This is a genomic window from Rummeliibacillus sp. GQ308 (genome assembly GCF_059759115.1).
The window spans coordinates 208,949-229,013 of the sequence record NZ_JCAXDQ010000001.1; the positions used below are offsets into that span (position 1 = coordinate 208,949).

Here is a 20,065-nt window from a genome sequence, read left to right on the forward strand (position 1 = left end):
AATGGGCATTGGAAGATCCATTCAGTACAAAATATTATCGCTTTACAGGCTGATCTATCGGTGCTGTTATCGTCTGGCATGCATAGGAAAGCCTGTAAAGTCAAATAAGGTTGTCATTCCTTTATATCGCCAAGACGAGCTTGAAGGCAACTTGAAGGCAGTATATGAAGAAATGAAAAAGACTCACCCAGAGCTGCAATTTCATATTATCAAGCCGAACAACAAGATTAGCGTAAAGTTGTTTAAGGAAATCAATATGATTGCAGATGCGAAAATTATCTTGTTGGATGATTATTACTTGCCGGTTTATTTAATCTATCCGCGAAAAGAAACAGATATAGTGCAACTTTGGCATGCAGCAGGAGCTTTTAAGAAATTTGGCTATAGTACGGTCAACACAAAATTTGGTCCAAGCAGCAGTTATTTAGACGTTGTGCCAATCCATTCTCATTATACCCATGTATTCGTATCTTCTGAAAACATGATTCCGTATTATGCAGAAGCATTTCATATGCAGAAAGATCGTATTTATCCAGTTGGGGTGCCGCGCATTGATTACTTTAGCGATCAAGCATTTGTAGAAAAGACGCGCGATCAGATATTAGAGACCTTGTCTGAAAAACAGCGAGGGATGGTTAAAATACTGATTGCGCCTACATACCGCGCTGGAAGCAGCTCAAAGGAATCTGATCTTGATATCGTAGAAGAGTTAATCAAGACAGCCGGACATCTTGACAAGGACAAGCTAATTGTCTTTGTAGGTCATCCGTATATTGACCATAGCCATTTCGAGGCGCTTCAAAAAACGAGCAACATCATTGTTGACGGGCAGTTTTCTACAAATGATTGGATGCTAGTGGCAGATGCTTTCATCACTGATTACTCTTCGGCTATATTTGAATTTGCGCTATTCCACAAGCCATTAGCGCATTATGTGCCAGACTTAGAAGCCTATACAAAAAATCGCGGGTTATATAATGACCTTCATAACATTTCAGACGGTGCTATTTTAAGAAGCAGGTCAGCACTGATCGATTGGATTAACAGTCGGCATACAGGCGAATCATATGATACCTCTCGCATGGTAGAATATAATTTTTCCCAAACCTCACATATCGCAAAGAGCATTGTTGAGCAATTGTTTAAATAAGCAGCAGACAAACATTTTCTTGTTTGTCTGCTTTTTTATGGATTTAGGAGAATTTTCCGTCTTTTATAAATATAATTGTTCAACTATTCCGAATTGAACACTATAATGGAATGATAGAGAATTAGGGAAAGAGGGAATTGCTATGCCATTATCATTGAATCCACAAATCCATCGAATCGGTTTGCCCGGAATTCGAAAGTTTTCCAACCTTCTAGTAAACTTTCCAAATGCCATTAATTTAACCATAGGCCAACCTGATTTTGCGCCACCAGAGGCTGTAAAAAGAGCTGGTATCTATGCACTCGAAAATAATCTAACTACTTATTCCGTGAATGCTGGTTTAGTAGAACTTCGGAAAGCAGTCTCTACATTTTTAGCTGATAAATATCAATGCCAGTATGATGCAAATACTGAAATCCTTGTGACGAATGGGGCTTCCCAGGCAATTGATTCAGTGCTCCGTACCATTTTAGAGAAAGGCGATGAGGTTATTTTGCCTGCCCCTATTTATGCAGGTTATGAGCCAGTTATCTCATACTGTGGTGCAAAAACGGTTTATTTGGATACAACAGACACCGGTTTTCAACCATCTGCGACCAAACTTAAAGAGCTCATTACCCCTAAGACTAAAGCGGTAATTTTTAATTTCCCATCAAACCCAACAGGTGCCACAATTACACCCGACCAAATGGATGCATTGGCAGAAGTGCTAAAGGAAGAGGACATCTACATTGTATCTGATGAAATTTATAGCGAAAATACATTTAGCGGGGAACACCGTTCATTTGGCTATTATCCCGAACTAAAAGATCGCCTCTTTCTTATTCATGGTCTATCTAAGTCCCATGCTATGACGGGTTTCCGTATCGGGTTCCTGCTTGCTGATGCTTCACTTATTCAAGAAGTAGTGAAAGTGCATTCCTTCAATGCTATCTGTGCCTCTGTTCCCAGTCAATATGCAGCCATTGAAGCACTGACAAATTGCAGGGATACGCCTGCCATTATGAATGAAAGCTATATAAGACGTAGAGATTATGTATACAAAAGGTTAAAGGCAATGGGCATTGATGTATTGCTGCCAACTGGTGCATTCTATATCTTCCCATCCATCAAAAAATTCGGTCTTACTTCTGAAGAATTTGCTGTACGTTTACTGAAGGAAGCCGGTGTCGGTACCATCCCAGGTTCTGTCTTTACTCCGTATGGAGAAGGCTACCTCCGCATCACATACGCCTATTCAGATCAAGAATTGGAGGAAGGCATGAATCGTCTTGAACGTTTCATACAAACACTCTCATGATATGCGCTTGTAATCAAAACTAGATAAGACAATTATGAAGGACATCACTATGTGATGCCCTTCTTGAAGTTGCTCCATATTTGTTTAATGTATATAGACTAAAAAAGACTCTAACTAGTATCTTTTTGTATGAAAATTTACAATAATGAATAATTATTTAAAAATATATGCTATATTAAAAATAGAAATATGTGGATGGAGAAAGTGCTGAAGGGAGTGTTTTTTTGAGTTTATATTTTACATATTTAATAGCTGGTCTTGCAATTGCAATGCCTGTAGGAGCTATGACGGTGGAAATGACGAAACAAGGTCTGAAAAAAGGATTTATGCAAGGATGGGCTGTAGGGTTAGGTGGAATGACGGTTGATTTCCTATTAATTATTGCCTTGTATATGGGATTGGCATCTATACTTTCTATATCCTATATACAAATACCAATGTGGCTGATTGGTGCTTTTTTCTTAGCCTATTTAGGGTATGATTCTATTAAAAACTCGAATCAAGACATTGCACTTGCTGGTGATAAATCGAATGTATCATTTTTTAGCTCCTATCGTAATGGCTTATTCGTAGCTCTTTCACCAGGAAATCTGATGTTTTGGATTTCTGTTTTTGGCGCTGTACTTTCCGATTCCTATGATATGACTCAACCAGCAAAATTTTTAGTTGTTGGTGCGGGGATATTAAGCGGAATCTTACTTCATGATATTGGTCTGCTTTCTATTGTTGCTGTAACAAGGAAAGTGATGAATCAAACCATGATCAAATGGGTATCGATTATTGCTGGGTGTATTTTATTATGCTTTGCAGGGTATTTCCTAGTTGAGTTTGTGTTAGCGACAAAGAGACTACTAGTGAGCTGAAAAAAGGACAACACCTTTAATGTGTTGTCCTTTCTTAGACGGGATAAGTTCATTAAAAATCAGACTTTATTATAGCTTCTAATGCTTTTTTTAACGCTTCCGTATCACTTTCAGTTAAATCTTGAAGAACCTTATCATTTAGCTTATTTGTGGCTACCTCTACTTCTTCTCTGATTTCATTCGACTTTTGAGTAGCTATTACTAGGACATTTCTACGATTGTTTGGATCCACCGAACGTTCTATTAATCCGGCCTTTTGCATTTTATCTAATATTCCCGAGACAGTAGGGGCTTCTAAGTGGACCATTTCTCCAATTTGCTTAGGGGATAATTGTCCTTCTCTCCATAGACAATTCAACACACCATATTGAGCTGGTGTCACGCCATATTCCTCTAATAGCTTGCTGAAGTATTTAAACACTTTATTTTGACTTACGCTTAGTAAAAAATTGATACACTCTTTTAATTCCATTAAATCTCCTCCAAATTGACATTACCTATAATATCATGGTAACTTTTGTAATGGAATAGTTTTGTATCAAAAGTATTTTGTAGCAAAAGGAGGAAGATATCTATGGATACATTCAAGGCAATAGTGGTAAAGGAACAACAAGATCAGGTCATTTATGGGTTAGAGGATGTTCATATGGACGCTCTTTCTGAGGGAGATGTGTTAATTAAGATAGCATACTCTTCCATAAATTATAAGGATATGTTAGCCGTTCAAAAAAATGCAGGAGTGATACGGAATTATCCGATGATACCTGGTATTGATTTAAGTGGAACTGTTTTTAGTTCAACAGATAGCCGATATACAGAAGGTCAGAAAGTATTGGTTACAGGCTTTGGTACTGGAGTGAGCCATACAGGCGGGTTTGCAGAGTATGCGAGAATACCAGGGGATTGGATTGTTCCATTGCCAAACAACTTAACCTTAAAAGATGCTATGGTTTTTGGAACAGCTGGATTTACGGCCTCCCTCTCTATCATGGCTTTAGAAAAGAAAGGCTTGGATGTAAACAAAGATGCTAGAATCCTAGTCACTGGCTCAACCGGTGGAGTAGGTAGCGTAGCTTTACAGATTTTATCTAAAATAGGTTACAAAAATATCGCAGCTTTAGTTCGAAAAGATTATCAGGTAGAGGTCGCAAAGTCTTTAGGAGCAACAGAGATCGTTTTTGCACATGAATTAGGGGAACTGAATAAACCGTTGAATAAGCAAAATTTTGACTTTGTCCTGGACACTGTGGGCGGCGACATTGCTTCTGTCCTCATTCCTCAAATTTCTTATGGTGGTAGTATGAGTATGTGTGGAAATGCAGGGGGTATAAAAATATCATCAACTGTGTTGCCATTTATCCTGAGAGGAATAAGCCTTTTAGGCATTGACTCAGTAAATGTACCAATTGAAGATCGCCCTGCTGTTTGGGAGAGAATAGCCAATGACTGGAATATTTCTCAAACGACCTTAATAAATGAAATCTCGCTTGATGAAGTACCACAAACAATTGAAGCTATTAAAAATGGTCAGCATGTAGGTAGAACGATTGTTAAATTTTAGAAGTACTATCTAATTGTTTTTCAATAATTGTTCCGCTCCAGACGCGCTTTCCGCGAGCTTGGCATCAATCTCCTCATGCAGGGTTTTCAGCTCAAACTTTTCCCGCAGGGGGTCGCCGTCTTCCGCTACAATTGCATTCAAAATTCATGGTGAATACCCGTATACATCTTGTTTGTATACGGGTATTTTTCTTACACATTAATGAGGGTTTAATCTCCCCAATAATTTTTCATTAAAGAAACGGACCAATCCGGTTGTCTTACTTCACCTCTAGGCAAAAATTCCTTCATCACAGGCTTAATATCAATAATAGGTGTGCCGTCGATTGCATCTAACCCCTTTACAATGAAGGATCGCTGTTTTAGTTCAATCAGCTCAACGATCGTGACACCTATTTTATTCGGTCTGTTTTTTCCTCTTTGCGCAAAAATACCGACCACAGGATAATTTGTATTGTTTCTTGGATGTCTTGCTTCATACTGAATTTTATCATCTGAAACCTTATCAAAGTAAAAAATGATTTCTAGATGCGAGAATTCATGAATGCCTCTTAGTGAGGCTTCATCTATATTTTCCACAAGTTCAATTGTTGATATGACTGGACCCCATTGATCATCCGCAATATCCTTTCTTGTATTGTTAACAAAGGCAATTGGTTCAATCGTATACTGCATACTGATTCCTCCTTCTAATAAAAAATTCTCTCTAATTTAATTATATACGGACTTTTTATTTGTTAATTGTTTTTCTCCTACTTCAAAACCTAATGTTGCCTATAAAATCATTGATAAAAGATTATAAAATACTAAATTGGGATATAAGGAAAAAATGGATATACTATGAGTGGAGGTTTTGGATATGAAAAAAGTAACCGTAGCAGTTCCCGTTTATAATGCGGAAGAATATATTGAAACATGCTTGAATTCAATTGTAGAACAATCTTTAAATAAAGATGAGTATGAGGTTATTGTCGTGGATGATGCATCAACTGACCGGACGCAGAGCATACTTGAGTATTTTAAAATGCGCTACCCATCGCTCATCCAAACAATTTATCGCAGCGAAAATTCGGGTGGCGCCAGTGTACCGAGAAATGAAGCAATCGCCATGGCGCAGGGCGAGTATATCTTTTTTGTCGATAGTGATGACTATTTGGGTGCAGAATCCTTAGAAAGAATGTATGCATATGGCCATGCAAACAATTCCGATATAGTGATCGGTAAATATGTCGGCGTGAAGGGTAGGAAAGTACCGCAAGCTATTTTTGCCAAAGGGAATTTAGAGAAGGCAGAAATACTAGATGATAGCCTGTTCTATGCCTTGTCAGCCCTCAAAATGTTTAGACTAGAGAAAGTGCGTGCGTTGAAGCTATCTTTTGACGCAGATGCCATTGTAGCAGAGGATCAAGCATTCACAGTTGCCATGTATTGCAATACGGAGCAAATCTCGATTGTAGCTGATTATGAGTGCTACTTTGTGACGAAGCACGAGGATGGACATTTATCGGAAAATGAACTAGATACAGATCTATATTTTCGTTTAATGGGCGACATCCTGCATTCCATTTATCAAGGTTCTGTCGGAGATACAGAGTACAAGCATAAACTGGCGGGCAAATTTGTGACGCGCATGTTCCGTCATGGACAATCAAAGGATTTCTTCAAGGACAAGCACATGACAGTGGGACAAAAGAAAGAATGGCTTCTTGCCTTCTCACGTTTTCTCAACGAGAGCATGCCTGAGGAAGCAGACCAATACGTGACAGCTACATTTAGTGAAAGATTATATTATATTCGTGAAAATGATTTATATAAACTAACAATTGCGGAAAAGCTAAGAACATTAACAACAGATGTCAAAAAGCTTAAAAAAGAAAATAAAGAGTTGAAAAGAGAAATCAAAAAGCTAAAATCAGAAAAGAAATCACAAAGCGGCAATAAAACAGAAGGATGAGAAGAATAGCACAATTTGTCCGAATTAGGGGAATCCACTGGAACGAATGAAGAAAAAACTTTATAATGTAGAAAGTTATACGACAAAAAGATGTGGCGTGAATAAAGCGATTACAGATACAACACGATGACGCCATAATATTTCTCATTAAACGGTAAAAGAGGTACATGCATTGAAAAAGCTAAAAAAAGTGAAAAAGAAATTTCGGAAAAAACTAGATAGAAAATTCAAAAGAGAAATATTCCAAGCACTTTATAAAATGTTTTCTCTATTGCCAATCAATAACAACAAAATCTCGATTCTTTCAGATAGCCGCAAAACATTGAGCGACAATTTTCAATTTGTTTATGATGAGTTGAAGAGAAGGCATAAGTATGAGTATTATTTCTTGCTAAAAGAAAGCGTTAAAAAGCGCAAAAGATACTTGGAGATTATCCAGCTAGCCTACAATATGGCGACGTCGAAAGTTATCATGGTGGATGATTTTTATCCGATGGTCTATCCGCTAAAAATTCGTAAAAATGCTGATTTAGTTCAACTTTGGCATGCAGTTGGCGCATTTAAAACATTTGGCTACAGCCGTGTAGGCAAGATCGGCGGACCAGATCCGAACTCTAAAAACCATAAAAACTATACGAAAGTAACGGTCAGCTCTTCAACTGTTGCGCCATTCTATGCAGAAGGCTTTGGTGTTTCTTTGGACAAGGTTATTCCTACTGGAATTCCACGTACCGATGTTTTCTTCGATGAAACATACAAGAAAGATAAAGAAGAAATGTTGTATACTAAGTATCCGGAATTTAGAGGGAAAAAAATTGTACTCTATGCGCCAACTTTTAGAGGTAATGGACAAAGCAGTGCACACTTTCCAATGGAGATGCTTGATTTCGATCGTATTTACGAAAAGTTGGATGACAATACCATCTTCCTAATCAAAATGCATCCATTTGTGAAGAAGAAAGTTCATATCCCTGCTGAATACAAGGATAAGATTCAAGATTTCACGAAATACCCAAGCGTCAATGATCTGTTGTTTATTACAGATGTTTTAATCACAGACTATTCATCTGTTTGCTTTGAGTATGCATTATTAAACAAACCGATGATTTTTTATTGCTTTGACCTTGAAGAGTATATTGAAACACGTGATTTCTATATTCCATATCAAGACTTTACACCAGGTCCGATCGTCCGCACCTGTGATGCCATGATTGATGAAGCAATTCAATTAAAAGATGTAAAAGGTGTAGATTATAAAACATTTACAGACAAATTCTTTGAGGATTTGGATGGTAAGTCTACTGAACGTGTAGCGGATTTAATTGACGCTTGCATGGCTTCCAAGTCTTAACCCCCTAAGAAAGAAGAAGGAGTGTTATCAACACATGAAGAAATATTTAATACGCTCAGGGATTACGCCATTTCAAACGTTTACCCCCGCTGAAATGATTGTAAACAATTCAATTGGCGGAAATGTAGGCAACCTTATTTATGCATACAGTGTGTACCGCACATTAATGACGGATGAGAACGTAGAATTCGTACCCGATTATTATAAAATCAATCCAAAGGATGCGGATTACATCAATGAAACGTATGATGCTTATCTAATTCCTCTTGCGGATGCATTCCGTAAAGATTTTGTGCCAACACTTCACAAATATACTCAGTTAATTAACAAATTGACCATTCCCGTTTATGTAATAGGCGTTGGCTTGCGTACAACATTTGATCCTAAACCGGATGATGAATTTGAATTTGATGAAGATGTAAAAGCATTTGTCAAAGCTGTACTAAAAAGATCGCCAATGATCGGTGTGCGCGGCCAGATCACGGCTGACTATTTATCTCGTCTTGGCTTTAAAGATGGTGTAGACCATATGGCTATTGGCTGCCCATCTATGTATACGTTTGGACGTGAATTAAAAATCCGTGAAACGAATATTACGCCAGAATCTATGGTTGCTGTCAACTCATCACGTCTTTCACCGAAAAATGTTTTAGATTTCATTACACGCAGCATGGACGAATTCCCAAATCATTACTTCATCCCGCAATGGCTGAAAGAATTGCGCTTGACGTATGTTGGCTATCCGGAAATTCCAAAAATCGAACATGGCAACTACCCAGGAAAAATTACAGATCCTGTTTATGCTAATAACCGCGTTCGTTATTTCTTAAACGTTCCAACATGGTTAGAATTCTTGCAACAAGCAGATTTTGCATTCGGTGCGCGTTTGCACGGTAATATTACGTCAACAATTGCCGGAACGCCAAGCTTGATGATTCCAAAAGATGGTCGTATGCGCGAATTAACTGAATACCACCATTTAACACATGTATGGGCAAAGGATATTGACGACAACACAAACATTTGGGACTTAATTGAAAAAGTGGACTTCCATGAAGCATCAAAATATCAAGGTGAAAATTTTGATCGTTATATTGATTTCCTAAACCTAAGTAAAATCGACCATATTTATAAAAATGGTAACGAACCAACACGTATTCCGCTTGATGAAAAGTTAGCAGGTATCGATTTACAGCCACCTCTAGAACCAATCACTAGCTGTACGATTCCAGAAGCAGTAAAACGCTTCGAAACACTTTCAGAGCTCGAAAGCAAAAAAGCACCAAAACCAAAAGCACCTTCTAGCGGCGCTGCTGAAAAACGCAGACTAGAAGAAAAAGAAAAACAAATTAAACACCTGCAAGGTACATTAAACCGCAAATCAGTACGCACAGCATTGAAAATTGCGAACATGTTTGCAAAGAAATAAAATAAAAATGCCCATTCCATTGTGAGTGGGCATTTTTTTAATTAGCTCGATAATGATATATTTTTTAGAGACGAAATATTGAAAAGAAAATCCTAGAACTGAAAATAAAAAAAACACGACAACCCCGATGGCTGTCGTGTTTATTTTATTTCTTTACTATATTTTTAATCTTTTCACTTAAAATAGGTCCAAAGGTTTTGGAATAAGTATTTGTCATATGGTCCATATCTCTGTATATAACGATATTCCCTATAATTGGTCTATACTCTCCATTTATTTTAAAGTATTCTGTTGGATCGAATGTTGCTAGGTCTTTTTCATTTTCTAATAGCTTTTTCCAATAGGATTCATCTTTTTGATTATTAGCTTTATTCATCATCTTAATTGTTTCTTTTTCTCCAGATTTCTCAAGTTCCTCAGAAACGTTAAATTCGTATCTTGGAATATCTCTGATTGCTAAAACATTGATGCCATATTCATTTTTTACTTTCATCAACTCATCAACCATTTGTTGCTGGATTCTATCTTTGGTTGTATCGGCTGCTGTAACATGTGATAAAACTAAATCTATATCATCTGATTTTTTTAGATAATTTTCTAGATTTTTTACCCATTGGCCTTTCAATGTATTGTCTTCATATCCTGTTGAGAATCTTGTTCCAGATCTAGTTATATTAATTACTCTATAATCATTTTCTTTAGCAGCTTCAATGACAGCTCCTAGCCAATGCTCAGAATGCGAGCTTCCTACCAACGCAATGGTTGCTTTATAATCTTTTTTCTTTCCATAAGTACCTATTTTTAAATCTGATTTTTTCAAGCCCTGATTCGTATCATCAAGATGCGATTGAGGTAAATCATCAAATACATTGGCAAAACCAGGTTTCGGATCCATTTCCTTTAATTTGCCTTTCATTTTAACCGCTAAAGCACCTGGGTAATCTTTACTTGCAAGGTCTTTATTATCAGCCGTTTTTAAGTAAGCATTTTGAGTGTACAAGCCAGCAATCAGTAAAATGTTTACTAGTGCGATAAGACCAATCTTTTTAAATGCTACTTTATTTGATTTTGCATTTCTTATTGGTGCTTCTATATATTTAGTAGTAATAAACGAAAGTACAATGGATAATGCAATAATTAATATCCCTGAAATGATGCCTGGGTTCTCGGATATATTATATTTATAGAATGATAATAATACCCAATGCCATAAATAAATTCCGAATGATACACCACCTAATTTAATCATGATAGGCATCGCCAAGAAGTTTTTAACACCATACTTTGTTTCTTTGTTTCCAGATAGAATAATGAGCAATGCGCATGTCATTGGCCATGCTGCTATATATCCTGGGAACATTGTCGAAACGTCAAATAAAGCCCCCGTAAGAATTAACCCTATAAGGCCAATCCATCCTATTATCTCTGCTGCTATGTTAGGTATTTTAATTCGACTTAAGTTAATACATAACAAACCACCTAAAGCAAACTCCCATACTCTTGTAAACGTAATAAAATAAGCTAATGGTTGGTTTACTTTAGTCAAATAAATAGAATAGACAAATGATACAACAAATATAAATCCTAAAACCAAGTTTACTAATCGTCTTCCATTTGAAAGATTATATTTTTTTATACCGAATAATATACAAGTGAATAATATAAACCAAATGATATAAAATTGTCCTTGAATTGACATAGCCCAATAATGCTCTAGCGGGCTTTTCATTTGATTGGCATCTAAATAATCTGTATTACTGATTGCCAACTGCCAATTTTGATAATAAAACATGGATGAAATGGCTTCTTTAAGTGTTTTATCAAAAATGGTTAAAGGTAAGAAAAATATACTCAGCACTAAAATCACAGTAATAATAATAAATGCTAGAGGAAACAGTCTTTTCATTAATTTTGATATGTATGGCCAAAATTTAAATTCCCCTGTTTTATTAATCGTGGAAATAATAGAAGTAGTAATTAAAAACCCAGAAACAACGAAGAATACATCTACGCCACCTGAAACTTTACCAAACCAAATATGATAAATAGCTACTAAAAGAGCGGCAACAATGCGTAATCCTTCTATTTCTGGACGGAATTTTCGTTCTATATTGATTATATTTTTGTTCATTTTTAAGCTCCATCTCAGTAAATTGTTTAATATGCAACTATAAATTATAGCAAACAAATAACCAAAAATGTAAATTTATTTTTTATAAGAAATATAGTTTATAGCAGCTTATTATCTTTACGTTACCTCGAACAAGGTATCAAGACATGAATCAGAAAGGATACTAACTAATGATCTTGGACAAAGATTTACAGCGATAATTAAAATACAATTACTATAGTAGAAAGTGTGTTTGTTATGATTTTTCAATTTACTCATCCTTTCAATATTGGTATTATTAACTAATATAGATACCATGTGTGAAGAGGAAGTGTGTTTTTGGAAAGGATCACTTTTTATATGTTCCATATAACTTTAGCATTTATAATACTTTTAGATTTCTTTGTACGAGGTAGTAATTTTATATTCGTATCACTTATTTTGTTAGTAGTAATTCTATTATTGAATAATTATTGTTCTAAAAATGAAAAGTCTAAATGGAAAATAGATAAAAAACAAGAAGCGTTAGTAGAGGTTTTAAATGCTACGTGTATGATGGCTTTAATTGTTATTTCTTATTTGTTGGGTGGACGTTCTCAGCATGGCTTGAATCCTACTGGATATGTTATTTGGATATTATATTTATTAATATTAGGTAAGTTTTTCAAGGATTATAAAAAAAACACTCAGGAGTAGAATAATCTAATTCATTAGCTATTTTTGTTTTTGCGTATTTAGGCTTTTTTTGGGGATCTGAATAAAAGATTAAAGTTCATTAGAAAATAATATGATTTTTATGGCTTCTATTTCTCAATAATATGTAAAGAAACAACCAACTACAGAGTCGGCTCTGCAGTTTACTTTGGTTATTAACTCACAAATAATATGAAAAGTTAATCATATAAAATATGGGGAAATTGAGAAAGGGAGCGATTAATTCACTATGGAAGATAAAAAACAGCCTTTTAATGATGTCATTGACCATTTCAATAAAATAGAAGGAAATGCATTGGGTACTGATAATGCTAAAATAAACAGATTACCTAAACCGTTAAAATTTATAGGTTTTATGATTGTTGGCTATTTTATACTTTCAATCTTCCTAATGGTTATTTTTAACTTAATAAATTAACACCAAAATATTAAAAAATTAATGAGCAGAAACAGAAACGCTGCTCCCTATAGAACCTGAAACCAAACAAAAAACTGCAGAGTCACCTCTGCAGTTACTAGTTCGTTAAATCATCTTTTATTTTCGTTGTAGAAATGCCTTCTGTTCGGGGAAGGTATATCACTTCACAATAGTCTTTCAGAAAGTCAAATTTGCCTTCCCAGTCATGGCCCATGACAAATGTGTCAATCCGATGTGTTTTAACATCGTCAATTTTTTGGTCCCATGTGTTTTCAGGGATGACTTCATCCACATACCGGACTGCTTCGAGGATGGTTTTTCGATCCTCGTAGCTGTAGTATGCTTGTTTGCCTTTGAGGGCATTGAATTCGTCGGTCGATATGGCTACGACAAGATAGTCACCAAGCGATTTTGCTCGTCGTAAAATATTAATATGGCCGACATGGAGAAGATCAAATGTCCCATATGTAATGATTCGTTTCACAGTAAGACCTCCATTCAATGCGCAACTAATTTCGTGCCAGCAAATAATCGACTAGCTTGCTGCTTGCATGTCCATCCGAGAATTGATTCCACGAAGCAGAGAATCGTTGAATACGTTCAAGGTCAAATACATTATTTTGCAGTACATAGACAAGTTCATCATCAGTTGATACGACAGGCCCTGGGACAAGCTCTTCATAGTTTGTCCAAAAACCGCGTTCCATCTCATACTTCTCCAAGTCATATGGATAAAAGATTTGTGGCTTTCCAAGGAGAGCATATTCAAATGGAATCGAAGAATAATCTGAGATGACGCAATCCGCCACACACAGCAATTCGTTAATGGGCACATCATTTTTTACAGAGATGATTTGCGGATGATTCATCGCCGCCACATTTTGTGCTACAGCCGGATGCAATTTAATGATCAATAAATAATTTTCGCCAAGTTGGTTGATGATATCCTCAAAGTCTAAAGGAATACTTTGCGCATTAAGCTGCTGATCGCGGAAAGTAGGCGCATAAAGAATAATACGTTTGCCGATCATGTCAGGATATTGCTTGAATATCGCAATTTTCGCCGCTTCCATAGCATCCAAGTCATAGAAAAAGTCTGTGCGAGGAATGCCTAACCGTAAAAACTGGCCGTCTTTCATCTCAAAGGCAGATTTGAAAATCGGTACCATCTCGTCTGAGCCCACTACCACCCGATTCATCCGATTGTATACTCGTCTAAAACGTCGTACAGCAGCGGGAGAACGGAACAACACGCTCGCATCTTGCATACCAAACTTCTTCACAGCACCTGCTGCATGCCATAGCTGAATACATTCCACATCCGGTCGGAAATCTGTCACACTGAGAACTGGGAAATAATTATCAATCAAAATGGTCCGAGCTGTCGCCAAATGATAAAGACCCCTCACATAATCCACCATATTGGTTGGATTAAACGTTAGTATCGCTTGGGCTCCTGTCCCTTTAAATGTTTCCTTACATTTAGCAGTACGCAGTACGATGAAACTTCTTTCACCGCGCCTTGTCAGCTCATCTGCTACAAAGCGTGCGTTATCTCCAAAATCACATATAAATACAATCTTCTTCTTTATAGGAAATAGATTAAATAGTCCAAAAATACATTTATTTATAAATAAAAATAGTTCAATTAACCATTCTTTTCTCATTCATTCACCCAATCTACAAAAACGATCTATCCTGCATTGGCAGGTCTATGCCACAAATCAATAAATGCGGCTTTAATAACTTGCAACAATCAGAGAATGTATAATACAAACTGATTGAAGTTTCTCTGTATAATTACTGATTATAGCATAGTTTTGCCGACTTTTTCTAAAAAATACCGCATGACAAATTTCACAAAAAGATGTTATTGCGCTAACGGAATATTTTCCATTAATATGTTATACTATGTTGAAGTATTTTTCTTAATAAATATAAATGAATTGGTGTATTGTGGAACCTTCGATTGCCGCTAGCGTTAGCATTGTAGCGTAAGCGAAAAAGGCATGAAAAAGGGGGCATAGCAGCATTCATTTAGGAAATCAAAACCACGAAATTGAGGAATTAACGAAATGAGAGCACTTATAAAAATTATAAAAGAACAATACCATTCTTTTTATTTAATAATGCGCTTGGCTAAATTTCAGTTGCGCATCGACAATCAAAACAACTATCTAGGTTTTGCATGGGAAATACTTAATCCAGCTATTCAAATGGCGATGTACTGGTTCGTCTTCGGCTTTGGGATGCGAGGAAGAGAGAATATCTCAAACGGCCACTCAGAAATACCATATATCTACTGGATGCTTGCAGGGATATCGATGTGGTTCTTCATCAATAAGGCGATCTTAAACGGATCAAAGGCCATTTATCAAAAATATACGATGGTCGCCAAGATGAATTTCCCATTATCCGTATTGCCGAGCTATATCATCATGGGGAGATATTATGGCCACTTAGCGCTTGTCGGTCTCATTATGATTGTGTTCTGGATTAAAGGCTTTTACCCAAGCATCTATTATATACAGCTAATTTATTTCTTGCTGATGAGCTATATTCTCGCATTTGCGATAACACTCGTGACATCAACCCTTACTGTTGTTGTACGGGATATTCAAATGCTGATACAGTCACTATTACAAGCGATGTTCTTCTTATCGCCTATTCTATGGGATCGTTCTACATCGATGCCGCACTGGATTCAAAGTATTTTACAGCTTAACCCATTCTATTATCTAGCTAATGGCTACAGAGCCTCGCTTTTATATAATGACTGGTACATTGTAGAACACTGGCAGCTGACATTATACAACTGGGGATTAATACTATTCCTTCTGTTAATCGGTTCAACAGCGCACTTTAAATTCAGAAACCGCTTCTCTGACTTTATCTAAAAATGTATTAAAAGGAGAATTACCATGGCGGAATCCGTGATTATTAAAAATGTAACTAAAACTTATCGTATGTATAAAACCAAGGGCGAACAGCTGAAAGATCTTGTGTTGCCTGGAAAATCAGGTTCTGATTTTAATGCAATAGAAGACATCTCCTTCGCAGTCGAAAAAGGGGATGTCGTAGGCCTGGTAGGCATCAACGGCTCCGGCAAATCGACTCTATCTAATATTATCGGCGGTATCGTGCCGCCAACATCAGGCGAGGTGATCGTCGATGGAGAAGTCAATGTGATTGCTATCAATGCAGGTCTGAACAATCAATTGACAGGCATTGAGAATATCGAATTCAAGTGCTTGCTGATGGGCTATAGCAAAGAAAGAATCGCAAAAGTCTTGCCAGATATTATCGAGTTTTCAGAGCTTGGGGACTTTATCTACCAGCCAGTAAAAAAATACTCTAGCGGGATGAAATCAAAACTTGGCTTTGCCATAAGTGTAACCGCAGACCCTGATATATTGATCATTGATGAAGCACTGTCGGTGGGGGACCAAACCTTTGCTGACAAATCACTTGCCAAGATGAATGAATACAAAAAACGTGGGAAGACCATCTTTTTTGTCAGCCATAATCTTTCGCAGGTTCGAAGCTTCTGTACGAAGATTGCTTGGATTGAAGGCGGCCACTTACGAGAATTTGGACCGACTAATATTGTCATGAAAAACTACTCTGAATTCATTAAGAAATATCATAAACTTTCGCCTGCAGATCAAAAGGCTTTCCGCGATAAATTGGCCAATCGCCGCAAACAGAACAACAAGTAGTTTTTCACGGATCGAGGCTAAAACTCGGTCCGTGTTTCACCTTAAAAGGATGTGAACTCAATGAAAAGAACAGTATTTATGACAACATGGGGCATTAGCGATACGCTGGATGACACAACAAAGGAGTTATTACAGCGGGCATCCCTTTTTGCAAATGATGATTATCGCCCAGTCATTCTGACAATGGACTTCAAAATTAATTATGATGAGATTATAAAAAAGCTTTATGCTTCGGGCTGGCTTAAAAAAGAGGTTGAAGTGTTAAACGTCTTTGATTATTACAGACAAAAGTTCTCGTCTAAAGAAGTGTCCTCTGCTCAAAAAGCGCAATATGAACAAAATATCAAAAAATATGAGGGCGACTATTGGGTACAGGATGGGGATACATTTGCACGTTATTTCCAAAACGGCAGTTATTTCAAATATAAGCAATGGGATGAGGATGGCGTTCTGAAATTCATCGACTACTTCGATGAGAACCGCGTACGAATCCGAAGAGAAGAGTACAATCCGAAGGGCTACAAAATCCGCGAGACTTTGTTCCACCCAGCCAATAATAAAAAGAATCAAGAGCGCTTCTTTACACCAGATGGCTTTTGTTACTGCACCAATTGGTTCAATTATAAAACTGATAAGCAGCAAGCACTTTTCCTATATGATCCTGCTCATAAAAAAGCGGAGGACTTTTCGAATCGGAAAGACTTTCAAATTTACTGGCTTGAGGAGCTGTGCCGGACAGAAGTCGTGAAGCCTGTCATCATTGTAGACGGCGCGTTAACTGTCAATCGTGTTATTCAGCTTGATGATGATTTAGCTTATAAAATTTATAACATACACCAAAATCATTTTGAAGCGCCTTACACATTGGGCAGTGACTACAGTAAAACAACGAAGCCAATACTTGATATTATTTCTAAAGGTTATCCAATCGTTGTACCGACTTCACAGCAACAGCTGGACTTGCACAAAGAGATCGGCAACAGAGGCAATATCCATGTTATCTCACCAAGTGTTGAAATACCACGCGCTAAAAATGAAAGAAATTCGCTGCTTGTATCGATGATCGCAGATTTTACGAAAGAAAATCGTATTGGCCAAGCGATCGAAGCATTCATGGAGGTTGCGCGTGACATACCAGGCGCGAAGCTTGAAATTTATGGTGCGGGCGAAGAAGAAGACAATCTGAAGAAATTAATTAAAAAGCTTAAAGTCGCTCACGGTGTCAAACTAAAAGCACCTGTTCAAGATACTGATGCGGTCTACGCGAAATCAGCTGTCTCACTCGTTACGGCAGAAGCGAAAGGTTTTGTCCAAAGTATTCTCGAAGCATTCGCCAATAGTACACCTGTTGTAGCTTATGACACCAATTACGGACCAGCTCAACTCATCCAAAATGATGAAACCGGCTATCTTGTACAAGATGGTGATATGGAGGCATTAGCCGATCGTATCAAAATATTGCTTGATAATCCGGAAGACAGACAACGAATGGGCAACAATGCTCAGCAATTAGTGAAAGAACAATATACACCGCAAAGCTTCTATGAAAACTGGAAGAAACTAATTCAGAACACAATTGAAGAAGATAAACAGAAACCATTGCTTTAGGGCGATGGTTTTTTTAGTAGGTGCCATCATTTATTGCTAGTGTCGTGGGCTTTATAACCGCTCCTGGAAAATTTTCAACCGTTGCCATCAGATTTACAACCGTTCCCCGGAAATTTACTACCGAAATTGAATAATTTAAGTCTTTTTTCCTTCTTTAAGCAACAAAAGTCACTACTTACTGTTTAAAAAGCTTCCATTTTCGGTTACAATAGCCATATCTAAAACATTCACCGAAGGGAGTACTCATGAATCAAACTGCAAAAGGATTTTTTCTATTCCTAACATTTATCCTCGGCATCACCATCACTATGCAAGTACCCGCAGGTGCAAAAACTGCATACAAGACAACAAAAACTCAGGAAGTTGCTCGTATCAAAACGACGTCAGCCAAAATTTATAGCAATCCAACGAAGCTCAAAAGCTTCAAGCTAGCTACGAAGACACATACGAGTAAAACATATGAAGCCAACAGCAAAACAAAGATTGGCAAAACAACGTACTATCAGCTTTCCCAAGGCAACACTAAAGTTGGCTGGTTAGCGACAAAAGACATCACACGCCATAAACGCATCCTGCAAAGCACCAAGAAGACGACAGCATACATAGCAGGGACGCACAACTCCTATAACATGCCATGGGGTACAACGAAGAACAAAGTATCCTCACTCAGTAGCTCTCGTGCAAAAGAATTCAAAGCTACTCGCATTGAAAAGATTGGCAGCACTCTTTGGTACAAAGGTACATTGAACAAAAAAACTGTATGGGTTTCAACGAGTGCGCTCAAAACAAACCCATACACATCACTTAACCTTAGAAAACCATCAAACGTTACAGCGAAAGAAATGCAAAACTTCTTAATCAGTAAAGGGAAATTACCGAATAATGTATTGTACAAGCTAGCCCCGACTTTCGTTACGCTACAAAAAGAAGCGGGAATTAATGCGCAGTTTATGCTGGCACATGCTATTTTAGAAACAGGCTGGGGAAGTTCAACCATTTCCCAATATAAAAACAATTATTTTGGCTATCAAGCCTATGATACCTGTGCATTAACCTGCGCGAAATATTTCCCGTCGGGCAAGGCTGGACTTAGCGCATATGCCTATAAAATATATCGAGACTATCTAACAAGCTCTGGCGCGTATTACAACGGTCCGACACTGCTTGGTATGAACGTCCGGTATGCAACAGACCCGCAATGGAGCGATAAGATTGCCAATTTAATGGCTCAAATGAAAACGTATAGCAGCAGCTATTACAGTAAGACAACAGCTAGTAAAGTTGTTTTTAAAGAGCCAAAAGAATACGATAACGTTATTCCGGTAGGTAAACCACAGCCGGATCAATTCCTAACAATGCCGGAGGAGATTAAAGCGAAAGTGGATGTAACTGAAGGCGCTCAAATCTATAGCCTGCCATATGTTTACTCAGCACAATACGGCACATATAAAAAAGGACAGGCTATCACATTAAAGGCCTACCACACAGATGTCCGTGACTTCAAAAATACCAAAGGTAAAATGGTGCGCTGGTATCGCATTGATTACAGCGGCAAACAAGGCTGGCTCAGAAGTGACCAAATTGCGGTTGCGAATTTAGGTTTTACCAACAATCAGACAACACTTCAAAATGACAAGTACACACAAGTTGCCTCAGTTAATAAGAATACGTTGATCAAGCTTGTCAAAAAAGACAATAAATATGTCACAAAAACAGACAAGAAAAAAGTAAAATGGTATCAAATCTACAAACCAGGCTCTACGAAAAAATTATGGATTAAAAGCTCTAACCTGCAAATGTTCAACTAAAAAGTAACGAGGTTCCTTCTCTGGAACCTCGTTTTTATTTTGACACAATCTACTATCTATTAAATTCATAAAAATCATGAT

18 protein-coding genes are annotated in these 20,065 nt (G+C 37.2%); 13 read left to right on the plus strand and 5 right to left on the minus strand.

The features are described from left to right. The first annotated feature begins 1 nt into the window (after nt 1). From AC6CHJ_RS01110 to AC6CHJ_RS01120, 3 genes are all read left to right on the plus strand, one after another. Nucleotides 2-1,150 carry a CDP-glycerol glycerophosphotransferase family protein gene (locus AC6CHJ_RS01110; protein WP_498287012.1) on the plus strand — a complete coding sequence of 383 codons (1,149 nt, stop codon included), beginning with the start codon at nt 2-4 and terminating at the stop codon, nt 1,148-1,150. Nucleotides 1,151-1,292: 142 nt separating this feature from the next. After that, complete coding sequence (locus AC6CHJ_RS01115; RefSeq protein ID WP_498287013.1) at nt 1,293-2,450, plus strand: aminotransferase class I/II-fold pyridoxal phosphate-dependent enzyme; 1,158 nt, start codon at nt 1,293-1,295, stop codon at nt 2,448-2,450. A gap of 224 nt (nt 2,451-2,674) precedes the next feature. Beyond that, entirely contained in the window at nt 2,675-3,313 is a 639-nt protein-coding gene (locus AC6CHJ_RS01120; protein ID WP_498287014.1) for a LysE family translocator, read from the plus strand. Nucleotides 3,314-3,365: 52 nt separating this feature from the next. Here AC6CHJ_RS01120 and AC6CHJ_RS01125 read toward each other — a convergent pair whose 3' ends face one another. Further along, a complete protein-coding gene (locus AC6CHJ_RS01125; protein ID WP_147195374.1) occupies nt 3,366-3,785 on the minus strand; it encodes a MarR family winged helix-turn-helix transcriptional regulator in 420 nt (139 codons plus the stop codon). A 102-nt stretch (nt 3,786-3,887) separates the two neighbouring features. Here AC6CHJ_RS01125 and AC6CHJ_RS01130 point away from each other — a divergent pair, with 102 nt between their 5' ends. Further along, nucleotides 3,888-4,874 carry a YhdH/YhfP family quinone oxidoreductase gene (locus tag AC6CHJ_RS01130; protein ID WP_498287015.1) on the plus strand — a complete coding sequence of 329 codons (987 nt, stop codon included), beginning with the start codon at nt 3,888-3,890 and terminating at the stop codon, nt 4,872-4,874. 209 nt (nt 4,875-5,083) lie between these two features. On the opposite strand, the gene AC6CHJ_RS01135 is transcribed toward AC6CHJ_RS01130, so the two are convergent. After that, nucleotides 5,084-5,548: an SAM-dependent methyltransferase gene (locus AC6CHJ_RS01135; RefSeq protein WP_498287016.1), complete on the minus strand. Its 465-nt coding sequence runs from the start codon at nt 5,546-5,548 to the stop codon at nt 5,084-5,086. Nucleotides 5,549-5,732: 184 nt separating this feature from the next. Here AC6CHJ_RS01135 and AC6CHJ_RS01140 point away from each other — a divergent pair, with 184 nt between their 5' ends. From AC6CHJ_RS01140 to AC6CHJ_RS01150, 3 genes are all read left to right on the plus strand, one after another. Then, nucleotides 5,733-6,827, plus strand: coding sequence for a glycosyltransferase family 2 protein (locus tag AC6CHJ_RS01140; protein WP_498287017.1), 1,095 nt, complete (start codon nt 5,733-5,735; stop codon nt 6,825-6,827). A gap of 172 nt (nt 6,828-6,999) precedes the next feature. Continuing rightward, nucleotides 7,000-8,178 (plus strand): CDP-glycerol glycerophosphotransferase family protein, encoded by a 1,179-nt coding sequence (locus tag AC6CHJ_RS01145; RefSeq protein ID WP_249775290.1) that lies wholly within the window; start codon nt 7,000-7,002, stop codon nt 8,176-8,178. A 34-nt stretch (nt 8,179-8,212) separates the two neighbouring features. After that, nucleotides 8,213-9,607 (plus strand): polysaccharide pyruvyl transferase family protein, encoded by a 1,395-nt coding sequence (locus tag AC6CHJ_RS01150; protein ID WP_392995364.1) that lies wholly within the window; start codon nt 8,213-8,215, stop codon nt 9,605-9,607. A 145-nt stretch (nt 9,608-9,752) separates the two neighbouring features. Here the strand turns inward: AC6CHJ_RS01150 and AC6CHJ_RS01155 are convergent, their stop codons facing one another. Then, a complete protein-coding gene (locus AC6CHJ_RS01155; RefSeq protein WP_498287018.1) occupies nt 9,753-11,738 on the minus strand; it encodes an acyltransferase family protein in 1,986 nt (661 codons plus the stop codon). Nucleotides 11,739-12,056: 318 nt separating this feature from the next. Between AC6CHJ_RS01155 and AC6CHJ_RS01160 the strand changes: the two genes are divergently transcribed. Both AC6CHJ_RS01160 and AC6CHJ_RS01165 read left to right on the plus strand, forming a co-directional pair. Beyond that, nucleotides 12,057-12,413, plus strand: coding sequence for a hypothetical protein (locus AC6CHJ_RS01160; RefSeq protein WP_498287019.1), 357 nt, complete (start codon nt 12,057-12,059; stop codon nt 12,411-12,413). Between the two features lie 247 nt (nt 12,414-12,660). Then, a complete protein-coding gene (locus AC6CHJ_RS01165; protein WP_498287020.1) occupies nt 12,661-12,849 on the plus strand; it encodes a hypothetical protein in 189 nt (62 codons plus the stop codon). 97 nt (nt 12,850-12,946) lie between these two features. On the opposite strand, the gene tagD is transcribed toward AC6CHJ_RS01165, so the two are convergent. Further along, complete coding sequence (gene tagD / locus AC6CHJ_RS01170) at nt 12,947-13,333, minus strand: glycerol-3-phosphate cytidylyltransferase (RefSeq protein WP_392995356.1); 387 nt, start codon at nt 13,331-13,333, stop codon at nt 12,947-12,949. A gap of 25 nt (nt 13,334-13,358) precedes the next feature. After that, nucleotides 13,359-14,516: a CDP-glycerol glycerophosphotransferase family protein gene (locus AC6CHJ_RS01175; protein ID WP_392995354.1), complete on the minus strand. Its 1,158-nt coding sequence runs from the start codon at nt 14,514-14,516 to the stop codon at nt 13,359-13,361. 408 nt (nt 14,517-14,924) lie between these two features. Between AC6CHJ_RS01175 and AC6CHJ_RS01180 the strand changes: the two genes are divergently transcribed. The 4 genes from AC6CHJ_RS01180 (at nt 14,925) to AC6CHJ_RS01195 (ending at nt 19,984) form a co-directional block, all read left to right on the plus strand. After that, on the plus strand, nt 14,925-15,746 hold the full coding sequence (locus tag AC6CHJ_RS01180; RefSeq protein ID WP_066791781.1) for an ABC transporter permease: 822 nt from the start codon (nt 14,925-14,927) through the stop codon (nt 15,744-15,746). Nucleotides 15,747-15,770: 24 nt separating this feature from the next. Further along, nucleotides 15,771-16,568: a teichoic acids export ABC transporter ATP-binding subunit TagH gene (gene tagH / locus AC6CHJ_RS01185; protein ID WP_249775297.1), complete on the plus strand. Its 798-nt coding sequence runs from the start codon at nt 15,771-15,773 to the stop codon at nt 16,566-16,568. 60 nt (nt 16,569-16,628) lie between these two features. Beyond that, nucleotides 16,629-18,176, plus strand: coding sequence for a glycosyltransferase (locus AC6CHJ_RS01190; protein ID WP_498287021.1), 1,548 nt, complete (start codon nt 16,629-16,631; stop codon nt 18,174-18,176). 245 nt (nt 18,177-18,421) lie between these two features. Beyond that, entirely contained in the window at nt 18,422-19,984 is a 1,563-nt protein-coding gene (locus AC6CHJ_RS01195; protein WP_498287022.1) for a glucosaminidase domain-containing protein, read from the plus strand. Nucleotides 19,985-20,065 lie beyond the last annotated feature (81 nt).